At 72.1% G+C, this 12,241-nt stretch carries 9 protein-coding genes; 7 read left to right on the top strand and 2 right to left on the bottom strand.

Annotated features, from left to right (window positions below; translation table 11 throughout):
* The first annotated feature begins 1 nt into the window (after nucleotide 1).
* From ACFY0O_RS00885 to ACFY0O_RS00860, 6 genes are all read left to right on the top strand, one after another.
* Nucleotides 2-2,890, top strand: a complete 2,889-nt coding sequence (locus ACFY0O_RS00885) for an NHLP bacteriocin export ABC transporter permease/ATPase subunit (RefSeq protein ID WP_388941031.1) — start codon at nucleotides 2-4, stop codon at nucleotides 2,888-2,890.
* 402 nt (nucleotides 2,891-3,292) lie between these two features.
* On the top strand, nucleotides 3,293-3,481 hold the full coding sequence (locus ACFY0O_RS00880; RefSeq protein WP_388941028.1) for a hypothetical protein: 189 nt from the start codon (nucleotides 3,293-3,295) through the stop codon (nucleotides 3,479-3,481).
* Between the two features lie 213 nt (nucleotides 3,482-3,694).
* A complete protein-coding gene (locus tag ACFY0O_RS00875; protein WP_388941025.1) occupies nucleotides 3,695-4,138 on the top strand; it encodes a GNAT family N-acetyltransferase in 444 nt (147 codons plus the stop codon).
* A gap of 1,665 nt (nucleotides 4,139-5,803) precedes the next feature.
* Nucleotides 5,804-5,962, top strand: a complete 159-nt coding sequence (locus tag ACFY0O_RS00870) for a hypothetical protein (protein ID WP_388941022.1) — start codon at nucleotides 5,804-5,806, stop codon at nucleotides 5,960-5,962.
* A gap of 339 nt (nucleotides 5,963-6,301) precedes the next feature.
* Nucleotides 6,302-7,576: a DUF4241 domain-containing protein gene (locus ACFY0O_RS00865; RefSeq protein WP_388941019.1), complete on the top strand. Its 1,275-nt coding sequence runs from the start codon at nucleotides 6,302-6,304 to the stop codon at nucleotides 7,574-7,576.
* The gene (locus ACFY0O_RS00860) at nucleotides 7,569-8,765 is read left to right on the top strand and encodes a DUF4241 domain-containing protein (RefSeq protein ID WP_388941016.1); all 1,197 of its coding nucleotides are present in this window, start codon (nucleotides 7,569-7,571) and stop codon (nucleotides 8,763-8,765) included. Before ACFY0O_RS00865 ends, ACFY0O_RS00860 begins: the two co-directional genes overlap by 8 nt.
* 305 nt (nucleotides 8,766-9,070) lie before the next feature.
* Here the strand turns inward: ACFY0O_RS00860 and ACFY0O_RS00855 are convergent, their stop codons facing one another.
* Nucleotides 9,071-10,138: an acetylhydrolase gene (locus ACFY0O_RS00855; protein ID WP_388941014.1), complete on the bottom strand. Its 1,068-nt coding sequence runs from the start codon at nucleotides 10,136-10,138 to the stop codon at nucleotides 9,071-9,073.
* A gap of 84 nt (nucleotides 10,139-10,222) precedes the next feature.
* Here ACFY0O_RS00855 and ACFY0O_RS00850 point away from each other — a divergent pair, with 84 nt between their 5' ends.
* Entirely contained in the window at nucleotides 10,223-11,188 is a 966-nt protein-coding gene (locus tag ACFY0O_RS00850; RefSeq protein WP_388941011.1) for an ArsR/SmtB family transcription factor, read from the top strand.
* Nucleotides 11,189-11,262: 74 nt separating this feature from the next.
* Here the strand turns inward: ACFY0O_RS00850 and ACFY0O_RS00845 are convergent, their stop codons facing one another.
* Nucleotides 11,263-11,745 (bottom strand): hypothetical protein, encoded by a 483-nt coding sequence (locus tag ACFY0O_RS00845; RefSeq protein WP_388941008.1) that lies wholly within the window; start codon nucleotides 11,743-11,745, stop codon nucleotides 11,263-11,265.
* Between the last annotated feature and the right edge of the window lie 496 nt (nucleotides 11,746-12,241).

Genomic DNA, 12,241 nt, shown 5'->3' with positions numbered 1-12,241 from the left:
GGTGGCATCCCCGTACCCGTACCCGTACCCGTACCCGGCCCACGCCCAACCGGTTGCCGTCGTCGCCCCGGACCCGGTCGTGGCGGCCCTGGGCGGACTCGGCGCGGCCGTCGACTGCGCGGGTGTGCGCAGTCTGTCCCTGGAGGGGCCGCTCGTCCTGTGGCTCGTCGTCGAGGGTGACCTGGACCTGTTCGCCGTCGACGCCGCGCAGGCCGGACACTGGCACTTCCTGGGCCGGCTGGAGACGGGCACCCTCCTGCTGGGCCCGCCCGACGGCCCCGGGCACACGCTGGTGGGCCGCCCCCTGCACGGCTGCCGACTGCACCGCATCGAGCTCCACGAGCTGGGGAGCACGCCGTACGCCGACCCGTGGTCGTACGACCAGGGCCAGTACGGCGCACCCTACGACGCCGCGCCGCTGAGCCCCCTCGAGTACGCCTTCGCGCTCGGCGTCGGCCGGGGCCTGCGAGTGCTCTACCAGGCACCCCTGGAAAACCGGGCCGGCACCTCCCGGGGCGGGACGGACGACGACATCCTGTGGATCCCGGTCAGCCCGGGCAGCGTGGGATACGGCGCCGCGTACGAGGGGTACGGCGCCACCGGTGCCCTCCTCCTCGACGCGACGCTGTGGCAGGGCATGGTCGAGCAGCAGCACCGGCTGCTGGACGCCCTGGGGGACTGGATCGAGCAGCTCGAACGCACCCACGAGGACCGCGCGGCAGCCGGGATCCGGGCCGGCGAGGCCGCCCGTACCCGCGCCGACCGCACGCTGCTGGCGTCCATCGGCCGCTCGGGCCGGGGCCCGCGGCGCGGCGCGAGCGACGACGCGACGTTCGCCGTGTGCCGACTGGTCGCCGCCGCGGCCGGCATCGCACTGTCCGAGGGGCGTGCGACGGGCGCCGCCGCCTCCGGCTCCGGACGTACCGACCCCGTCGAGCAGCTCGCGCTCGCCTCGCGGATCCGTACCCGTACGGTCCGCCTGGGCGGCCGGTGGTGGCGGGAGGACAGCGGGCCCCTGGTCGGCCGGCGTGAGGCGGACGGGACCCCGGTGGCCCTGCTGTGGCGGCGCGGCGGCTACGAGGCCGTCGACCCGGCCCGCGGAACGCGCGAGCGTGTGGACGAGGACACCGCGTCCGCCTTCGAAGCACGCGGCCTCATGTTCTACCGTCCGCTGCCCGAGGGGGAGCCGAGCCTGCCGCGGCTGCTGCGCTTCAGCCTGCGCGGGACCGGCAGGGAGCTGCGCGGACTGCTCCTGGGCGGGGTGGTCGCGGTCGGCCTGGGCGCCCTCGTACCCCTCGCCACCGGAAAGGTGCTCGGCGAGTACGTACCCCGCGCCGAGGGCGGCCTCATCGTGCAGACCGCGCTGGCGCTCATCGCGACGAGCCTCGTCTCGGCCGCGTTCATCCTGCTGCAGAACGTCTCCGTCCTGCGTATGGAGGGCCGTATCGAGGCCACCCTGCAGCCCGCCGTATGGGACCGGCTCCTGCGGCTGCCGGTGAGCTTCTTCGCCGGCCGCTCCACCGGCGAACTGGCCGGCGCCGCCCTGGGCATCGGCGCCATCCGCAGCGCCCTGTCCGGCATCGGCTCGGTGTGCGTCCAGGCCGGTGCCGTCGCCGCGGTGAACCTCGCGCTGCTCCTCGCGTTCAGCGTGCCGCTGGCGCTGGCGGCGATCGCCATGCTGCTCGTCATCGCCGCCGTGTTCCTGGGCCTGGGGCTGTGGCAGCTCCGCTACCAGCGACAGCTGATCGAGCTCGGGCACAGGCTCGACAACCAGGCGTTCCAGACCCTGCGCGGGCTGCCCAAGCTACGCGTGGCGATGGCCGAGAGCTTCGCCTACGCCGCTTGGGCGAAGGAGTTCGCGCGCACCCGCGAGCTCCAGCAGCGCATCGGCCGGATCAAGAACGCCGTCACCGTGCTCAACGCGGTCTGTCTGCCGCTGTGCACCCTCGTGATGTTCATGCTGCTGGCCGGGCCGGCCCGGGGCAGCATGTCCGCCGGTGACTTCCTCACCTTCAGCACCGCCGTGACGATGATGCTGGCTTCGGTCACGCAGCTGACCGGCGCGCTCCTCTCCGCCGCCGCCGTACAGCCGATGTTCGAACAGCTCAGGCCGCTCCTCGCCGAGCCCCCCGAGGTCTGCGGATCCTCCACCATGCCCGGCGAGCTGAGCGGCGCCATCGAGGCGAGGAACCTCTCCTACCGCTACAGCGCCGACGGCCCCCTGGTCCTCGACGGCGTGTCGCTGGACATTCGCCCGGGTGAGTTCGTCGCGATCGTCGGAGCCAGCGGCTGCGGCAAATCCACCCTGCTGCGCCTGCTCATCGGCTTCGACCGGCCGACCGCCGGCAGCGTCCTGTACGACGGCCAGGACCTGGCGGCCCTCGACCAGGCGGCCGTCCGCCGCCAGTGCGGGGTCGTCCTGCAGAACGCCCAGCCCTTCTCCGGCTCGATCCTCGACTGCATCAGCGGTGCCGAGACGTACTCGCCGGACGAAGCGTGGGAGGCCGCCGCGATGGCGGGCCTGGCGGCGGACATCAAGGCCATGCCGATGGGCATGCACACCATCCTCTCCGACGGCGGCGGCACCGTCTCGGGCGGCCAGCGCCAGCGCCTGATGATCGCCCAGGCCCTCATACGCAAGCCGCGCGTCATCTTCCTGGACGAAGCCACCAGCGCGCTGGACAACGAGGCCCAACGCGTGGTGACCGACTCCACTCGCGCGCTGCGCTGCACCCGCGTGGTCATCGCCCACCGGCTCTCCACGGTCATGGACGCGGACCGGGTGATCGTCATGTCCTCCGGCCGCATCGCCCAGCAGGGCCCACCGGCCGAACTCCTCGCGGACCCGGCGGGCCCCTTCCGTGAACTGGTCCGCCGCCAGATGAACTGACCGGGCGGGCGACCCCTGTAGGAGCCGGCCGGCCCGGAGAACCACCGCGCACGACGGGCGGAGTCGAGGACGGCCCGGGAGCGGTCGAGGAGGCCGGCGTCGCCAAACGAAGGGCTCGGCCCCGGACGGCGCGGCGGCCGGATCCGGTGCCCGGCCGCTGCGGACGGCGAGCCGGCGCCCCCACCGCGCCGGCCTGGGCGATCAGGCCCCCGGCGAACTCCCCGCCGAGCGATCGGACGACCACGAGGGCGCCGACCGTGAAGAAGACGCAGCGGCCCAGCTTCCACAGGGCGCGCCCGATGGGGTTCGTCCAGTACCAGTGGTTCCGCCGTACCTCACGCCAGTTCGGCGCTGAAGGGTTCCCGGACTTTCGCGGTGCGGCCCACGGGCAGTACGGCCAGCGTGGACGCGGTGATCACGAAAGCGGCGGCGTCCGCGACCGGTCCCCAGCCCGGGCCGATCACCGCGCTGGGGCGCTGGCTCGCCCACCTGCTGGTGACGATGGGGGACCTCTCGGCGGACGCGGAAGAGGACGGTGCCGCGCAGTCGGCCTACGAGGCAATGCTGGATCGCCTCAGCGCTGCCGAGTAGCCGTGGCCGACGATCCGTGTGCCTTCTGGCGGCGGACGCACAGCCTTCGCCGTGTACGCCAACTCGCCGTCGAGAGGCCCAGCAATGTCGATGAGAAGTAGCAGCAGCTGAGAGCGGTGAGTCCGGTCGGGATGACGTCCCGCTGAGTGGGGTAGACCGTGAAGTTCTCTGTGCGGGGTTGGCACCGGTGTGTGATGGCGTTAGCTGGCCGGCATGCCATGTCTGCGTACCGATCGTCTCCTGCTCCGCCGGTGGCGCGAGTCCGACCTTGAACCATGGGCGGCGATGAACGCCGATCCCGAAGTCCGAGAACACCTGGGGGAATTGCTGACGCGGGAGCAAAGCGATGCCGCGGTGGCACTCATGCAGACCGAGTTCGACGAGCGAGGCTTTGGGTGGTGGGCGCTCGAAGCACGGGAGACCGGCGAGTTCATCGGTCGCGCCGACCTGGACGAGGTGGACGAGGACATGCCGTTCGCAGGGGTGGATATCGGGTGGCGGTTGACGCGTTCGGCCGACGACTTCGAGGATCCGAGCGTGCCCGAAGGGCCGCTTCGCCAGTGCGTGCTGTACCGGACCGCCCGCAGAGAAGTCAACGGGCTACACCCGGCGGGACACCAGCTTCTCGTCGTGCAGAGCACAACCATGGCCCTGTAACAAGCACCTGGGTGCTCTCCAAACTCGGGTTCTGGCTCGCTTTCCGTGAAGCGGTCACACACTGTTCAGTGACATCGGCCGCTGAGATGATCACTGCTCACCCATAGCTGAGGAGTCGTGCCCCAGATGTGAACGTCAGCGGACCAGGGATCAGCTGTGCACGCAAGCCGTTTGAGCTGGACCCCGAGCTGGCCTGGGGCGAGGATGACCGATTCACTCGGACCGAGTCCACGACCGTTACCAGCGCAGGCTGAGGCGCCTTCCGCTCGCTGAGCAGGGCCTTGTGATCCGGCTGACGGTCCAGCGCTTCATCTGCGGGTCGGCGCACTGTCCGCGGCGGCCGTTCGCCGAGCCGTTCTCCCGGCTGGCCGTCCCGCACGCACGGCTCACCAGGCGGCTCAACCAAGCCCTGGAGCGAGTGGGGCTCGCGCTGGCCGGGCGGGCCGGCGTCCGGCTGGCTGCCCAGCTGGGCTTCGGCGCGCGACGGATGACCAGGTCCGATCGCCCTTGGCATCACCCTGAATCAGGCCCAGGCTCTGGCCGACGCGCTCCGCGGCGACGGCCAGTCATCTTGTGAGCTTGGTCGGACGTAGCCATGAGCGCTCAACCTCGTTGATGGACACAGTACGAGAGTCGGCACTCTGCCGTCCGCCGCCTGGTCGCCCTCGCCGTTTCGGCACGGGTGTCGGCAGCCCAGCAGGACCGGCCCTGCGGAGTCAGAGCGGTTCTCAGCCGTGCTCTGAACGGCCGCCTCGAGCTCTCGGGGCCGGCCTACACAACAGCAGAACCGCACCCCACACCACGTTTTTTGTCGTGGCGGCCTCATGGAGAGGTGCTCAAGCCGACGGGGAACGCCTGACGAGACGCCCGTTGAGGACGACCTCCAGCCAGGTGTAGCAATCACCTATCCACAGCCCGACCTCCGCCCCACACCCCGCGCACGCCAGATTCGGACCATCGTGCCCGCCCGGCCCGCAGCACCCGCCCCAGCGGCTGGGGATCTTCGTGGTACCGAGCAGGTCGTATGGGCTCAACAGCAGGTCCACCCCTGGCCCGTGCCCCGCCTGGGACGTTCCGAAGCCCTTGGGCAGCGCGCCCCAGGTGATGCGTCCAGGCTGCGGGTCACGGGCGAAAGTGCCTGCCGCCATCCTGGGCGGGCAGGGCTCAACAGGAGAGTCGAGCGGTGTCCATGCCTCGCCCTCTGCCGGCGGGTGGACTTCGCGGACCGGCGCGGACAGCAGGGCGCTGCACGCGGCGCACGAGAAGACCTCGGCACCAGCAGCCTGCATGTCATCTCCCCAGTCCTTCGGCGCCGACGAAGCTACCCCACGTCCCTGACCCAGCCCAGCCGGTAGCGATCCGATTGCAAACGGGCAGCGAGGCGATCCGCACCCATCATGCACGGACCTGTCGGCGCCGATGATTTCCGGCTTGGGCGCGAGTCTGTCTTTCGACACCAATCTTCTGGAAGGCGGCCTGATGATGACTCTGCATGACTTGCTCGAGGCCCACGTCGGTGCCGGTGCGCTGCCGGGAGCGGTCGGTCTTTGTGGCCCGGGGTGACCAGGTCGAGGTGGTGGCTGTCGGCGTGCAGGACGCCGGGGGCGGCGTTCCGATGGCGAGGGACTCCACTTCCGGCTCGCCTCGACCACCACCGCCGCCCCGTTGCTGATCCTGGTGGAGGAGGGCACGATCGCCCTGGACGATCCGAGCCCTGGCCCTCCAGGAACAGTCGGCCTGAACGACCGGATCGCCGAAGCCGACCGGGTGGACGCGGTGACGCTCCCCGTTCGTGACGGCATCACGATCGCCCGCCGCCGCTGATGCGGCCGCTCCGGCCCGTGGCAACGGATGACCTGCCGGGGCCGGCAGCCTCCATCGGCGGGCGCGGCCCCGCGCCCGGCCGGCTGTCAGCCGGTGGGGATGCGGGTGAGGGTGTCTCCAAGGAGGCGGGTCGCGTCTTCGGCGTCGGGGTACTGCCCGGCATCGGCGTGGACGCTGCCGAAGGCGGGCCCGCCTTCGGGGGAGAGGGCGCGCCAGTGCAGGACGGGGGGGGAGGGAGGGCGGTGGCGGCGGCCCCGAGGAGCCAGACGGGGGACCGCTGTCACAGACGGCGGCTACCTTGCTCAGGAACAGGTAGGGGCGCAGGAGCAGGGAGTGGTCATGGTCGTCGAGGTGGGGTACGCGCAGGCGTGGGACCCGCAGGCCCGGGCGGCCTGGCGGCCTCTGTCCACCGGAGAGGCCCGGGAGCGGGACGCGGCCGGGCTGCCGTACGTGGTGGTGTACCGGACTGCGGGCCGGGACGTGCCGCTGGAGGTCCGGCTCGTCTCCTGGCGGGACCATCACGTCGGGCTGTGGGTGTACGACGACCAGGGCCGCCGTACACACGACCTGGACCTGAGGCTGCTGGACGACCCGGAGCGGCTGTTTCACCGGTACTCCGTCGCCTGGAACTACCCGGCCCCGGAGACGGCGGAGTTCGATCCGAAGTGCCCGCGCGTCATCCTGGACCTGTTCCCGGCCGGGAGGGGGAGGAGGGTGGAGGAGCCCCGGGGCTACGCCACCTCGGCCGGTCTCCGGGAGGACGACCGCTGGATGGACCGACCCGCCTTCGGGGAGTGGCCCCTGCTCTCGGCGCAGCTGCACGGGTTCACGGAGCCGCCGGTCTTCGAGGCGGCCGAGGTCCTCGAGGGCGATGTCGGGGAGGCGCCCGCCTCCTGCTGGCGGCCGCCGCGTCCCGCGCAACCGGGTCGGATCGGGGAGCTGTTCCGGCCCGGGGTGCGGGTCACCGACGGGTACCACCCCGAGCAGACGGTCGTGGAGCCGCACCGGGTCGGTACCGTGCACGTCCCCAGCGGGCTGCTGGCCGTCTCGGGCCTGTTCATCAGCCACGAGAACGGGCCGCACATCACGGTCCCCGTCCCGCCCGGGGAGTACGTGCTCGACGAGGCACGGGTGGCGTTCAGCTACCACTGCGAGTGGCGCAACGCCGAGGTCGAGACCACGGAACCCACGGCCGTCCGCCTGCTCCTCAGCGAGACCCCTGCGGCGTCCTGGGAGATGGCACTCGGGGCGGACGACGACCGCCGCATCTTCATCGAGAAGCAGATAGCCGGATTCGACACGGACGGCGCCACCGGCTGCTTCGCCGATGCCGGGTCCTTCGAGTCGCTCCTCTCGCTCTTCGAACGGGGGCTGATCGACGGGGAGCCGGACCTCGACGGGTACGAGGACCTGGCCGACGGGTCGACATTCATCCACCACACCTGGGACAGGTCCACCGGCGGCGAACTGATGGCCTTCGCGACGACCGGGGACGGTACCTACCCCGTGTGGCTGGGGCGCTGCGAGGCCGGCGAGCTGGTCAGCGTCGTGGTGCTGATCGAGGGGATGCCCGAGATCCTGCCCGAGCGGGACGGGGCCGCCACCCATGTCTGACACGGCGTACGTGACATACGAGGAGTCCTGGCACACGGGGTCCCGTACCGGCGGTCGGGCGCTGTCCCCCGACGAGGCGCGGGCGCGGGACGCGGAGGGGCTGCCGTACGCGGTGGTGTACCGCGCTCCGGGTCGCGAAGTGCCGCTCGGGGTGCGGATGGTGGCGTGGCGGGCCGGCACCGTCGACGCCTGGGCGTACGACGAGCAGGGCCGCCGGACCGCCGAGGTGGAACTGCGGGTACGGGACGACGAGCGGCGGCTGCTGCTGCGGCGGCTGCTCGTGCGGCGGTACCCGGACGCGGGGACGGCGCAGGACGCGGTGGACTGCCCCCGCACGGCGGTGGAGGTGTCCGCCGACGGCACGGCCCGGATCTCGCAACAGCCCGCGGGCATGCGGGGCGACTCCCTGGAGGCCGAGGTGGAGGTGGCGGACGGGGACCTGTGGATGGTCCGGCCGGGCTTCGACGACTGGCCGGCGCTGCCTGTGGCGGACACGCTCCCGGAGTGGGTCGGCGTGCTGCCTGACGCGGAGTCGCCCGGCTGGCGGCAGGTGCCGTCGCGGCTGCGCGGGCCCGTCGACTTCGACCGGGTGTTCCGGGCCGGGGCGGAGATCCCCGGGCTGAAGGTCCTCGACCCGGTGCCGTGCGGCAGCGTGCGCGTGCCGAGCGGGATGCTGGCGGTGGCCTGCCCGGACACCGGGGAGGGGCTGTCCGGGATCACGGTGGAGGTGCCGCCGGGCGCGTACCCGATGGAGGCGGCCTGGGTTGAGGTGGGGGAGGAGCACTGGGGGTCGTACACGGAGGCGGTGGCCGTCCGGCTGCTGATCGGTGAAGGCCCCGTGGCGGCCTGGGAGATGGCGCTCGGGCCGGGTGACGACACGCTCCGGCTCCGGGCCGGTACGGCCTTCGGCTTCGGCACGGACGCAGCCGCAGGCGCGTTCGGCGACGCCGAGGTATGGGAGGAGTTGCGGGACCTGCTGGCGCGGGCGAGGCGGCGGGGGTCCCCGGAGTACGACCGGCTCTCCAACTCCGTCGTCGGCATGCACCTGGACGGTGGAAGCCTCGGGGCGGACCTGGCGGTGTTCTGCACGGGCGGCGACGGGGTGTACCCGGTGTGGGTGGGGCGGTCGGCGTCCGGGGAGGTCGTACGGGTGGCCGTGCAGACGGCCGTGCTGGATCTCGAACCCTGAGGCTGTTGCGTCAAGTGCGGTGCCAGGAGGAGGGACAGCCCCACCGGGAGCACCCCGGCTCACACCGTTGGTGAGACATACGCGGTGCCGGCCGGGCCGTCCACCAGCCACGCGCGGGCCGGTTGCGAATCGATGCCGCCCTCGACGGGGATTTCGAACCAGGAGCCGCCGTCTTCCGGGGTGAAGGTACCCGAGCAGGACGTCGACAGCCCGCCATGACGTGCTGGTGGGCTCGCACGAGCCTCGAGTCGAGGTCGCGTGTGCCGGCTCGACCCCACGCCTTCGCCGAGCCCCTGGCCGCCGTCTCAGAGGCAGGCGAAGAAGGCACCCATCCGGCGTCGTACCTCAGCGAGTGTCACGACCGGGTCGCCGGTACCGATGAGCCCGGCCCGTGCTGTTGCTGTCACCAAGCCGCCTGTATGGAGTTGTGCGACGAGCGAGCCGTAGTCCGTGAACGCCCAGTGGTTCGCCGCCGGGAGCAGCGCGCGGCGGCCGGAAAGGGACGCCCAGGAGGATTCGATACGGGCGGCGCCGTCGAATCCGGCGGTGCGGAAGAGCAGCAGCGGCCGGGCGAAGGCGACCGGCGCCGGGTACAGGTCGAGGTAGCCCTCCAGGTTGGCGACCGCGCTGACCCGGTGGTCCTCACGCGCCGCGTACACCGCCGCGGTGCCGCCTGCGGAATGCCCGTACAGCCCGATGCGGCTGGAGTCCATCACCCGGGCGAGGGGCAGTTCACCGAGCCGGTCCAGAACCAAACGGAGGTCAGCGATCCGGGTGTCCACCATCGTGCGGAAGGTCAACGGGTCCGGCGGCCCGAGCAGGACGGTCCGTCGTAGCCCGGTCGGCAGCTCCACCTGAGAAGCGTCACCGGGGTGGTCGACGAGCACGACCACCCGGCCGTGGCTCGCCAGGTCCTCGGCGAGGGTCGTGCCGAGCGTGCGGGAGTCACCGCCGCCCGGTGAGTACACCAGCACCGGCCGACGGCCGGGCAGAGGCGGCGCACCCACGTGGCCGTGGGTGAGGAGCGCACCCCAGTCCACGGCTCCCGGCCCGGGCAGGCCGGGATGAACGTGGGGCGCAAGGTCGGCGAATTCCCTGGCCTCGGCCGGAGTGAGCTGTGGCGCCCGGGACAACCCGTGCACCGATCGAGCCGGGTACAGGATCGTCAGCATCAACTCCCTTGCACCACCCACCCACGGGTCCGAACGGGCCGGATCCCTCAGGTGGGCCACCTCCATGCCCACCGGGTACGGGCCGGTGGGCGCGGGCAGGCGCAGGACCAGGCCGTGATCGGAGGCGGACGCAGCCGTGGGCAGCATGGCGGCGGCACCGGCGAATAGGGTGCCTTTCAACAGAGTGCGTCGTGAAGTCATACGGACATCCTTGGCGCGGGGCCGTCACGACGCGAAGGTTCAGGCCGTGGCCGAAGGGCTGGCCCAGGACGAGGAGCTGTGAGAGTGCTGCGAGTCCACTTCACTCCGGAAGACCTCGCCCGTACCCGGTTCGCAGTCCGTCCAGCACCCCTCCAGGAGCTGCACGCCGCCCTTACCACAACCATGGAACGCAGCGGCGGCCCACTGTTCGCGCCGTGGCGCGGTCGCATCCTGCGCTCCCTCCCGGCCTCGAGCAGCCCGCTCGCCGACCTGGCTCCGGCAGGCCACCCGGCCTCGTTCCTCGACGTCCTCGGCGACACCGTCGCCGAAGGCTTCGGACGAATCCGCGCCACCAGCGCCGGTCTCGTCCGCTCCGAACTGGATCGGCTCTACGCGGCGATGCCCGCCCCGGGCTGGATCCGCGACCTGCACGCGGGGCGGGAGACGGCCTGGCACACCCTGCGCCGCGCCCAGCGGGCCGCATACGAGACGGTCCTCGCCCCCGTCTGGTCCGTTGTAGAGGACCTCCACCGCGAGGAATTCACCCGTTACGCCCTGACGATCGCCGAGCACGGCCTGGCCGCAACCCTGACCGGCCTCGCCCCGGGCAGCCGGATCCATGAGGGTGTGTGGGAATGGCCCGGCGCGGCGCCGGACCGCGACGTCCGCCTCGACGGGCGCGGCTTGGTTCTGCTGCCCACCTTCCACCACCCAGCCGGCCCACTCCTCCAGGACGCCCCCGGCCGTCCCGCGGTCCTGACCTACCCGGCCGGCCCCGGGCTCCCGCCCGGCGCGGGAGACCCGGCCGTCTTCGCCGAGGGCCTCGCCGCCGTCCTGGGGCGCACCCGGCTGGACGCCCTGCACCTCCTGGCCGAACCTCACACCACGACGTCCCTGGCCCGTGCTCTCCACGTCAGCAACGCGACGGCTTCGTCCCACGCGGCCGCCCTGAGATCGGCGGGCATGGCGACGACGACCCGCACGGGCCGCTCGGTCACCCACCGGCGCACGGCCCTCGGCTCGCTGGTGGCCGGCGCTCGGTCACCGTAGTGCCTGGGCGGCAGGAGCCTCGACCAGCAGTCCCGGCGCCTGACCGGTTTCCGAGAGGGATGGCGGACGCGGAGTCACTCGGTGCGCGGCCACTCGTACACGGTCGACTCCACCGAAACGTCCCGCACCCCCTTGAGACGGACGTCCGTCGGAGGCTCGAACTCGAAGCGGTGCAACGGGTCGTCCACCAGACGCAGGGTCGGCCCGCCGGCGCCCTCCTCGAGGCGCGAGGCGATCACGAGGGTGTAGTTCTCGCCCTCCGACCACGCCCTGATGAACTCCGCACGCGTCAGGTTCAGCTCACTCGGGACAGCACGTCCGTGTGCCTTGATCTCGTAGTAGCGCACGTTCGAGTCGTAGGCGTCGGCACCTACGCTTGGTGCGCCCCGCTGGTCCGTCAGTTCCACCCCCTGCTCTTCAAGGATGCGGCCGAGGGCGTCGAGGGCGAGGTCCTCCTTGTCGCGGCCCGTGTATTCGAGCGCCGAAGCCTGGTTGCGGAGCGGAGCCCCGCCGGGCCTGGGGTGGGGGAGTGGGGCCGGGCGGCGGCCAGAGGACACCGCCGCTCGTTGCGGGCCAGCGGCATCACGGCCCGGTGCGCTCCCGGTACGGGAGACCCCGCTGGGCAGCCCGCGAAAGATGGCCGCGTCCACCAGGGGGCGCCACGGTGCTGCGCCGGGCCCTCGACAGCGGAGACCTGCTGGCCCCGGAGACGGGACTGCTTCGTCCCGGCCGGTCGGCCAGGGCAAGACCCAGGCCGCTTAGGGCCGGCGTCGTTGTCGAGGAAGAACAGCCACACGACGGCATCTCCCGCCTTACAGCGCCTCGGCGCCGGCGGTTCGGCCGCCGGGAACGCCGACGCTCTCCGGCAGGCGAACGGTGAGAGTACGACTCCGGGGCAGTCGTTGCCGACCACGACCACCCGGACATTTGACGCCGCGCTGCGCGACGAGCCTCGCCTGCGCGGCGGCCTCTTGAGCCGGGGAGCGGGAGCAGGCGGCTTGCCGACTCTCCTGTAGGTCGTCGGGTGTGTTCGCGACATGCAAAAGAGGGCGT

Origin of the sequence: Streptomyces sp. NPDC001594, assembly GCF_042893675.1 — a bacterium.
GTDB lineage: Bacteria > Actinomycetota > Actinomycetes > Streptomycetales > Streptomycetaceae > Streptomyces.
This window is presented reverse-complemented; position numbering and strand designations above follow the sequence as displayed.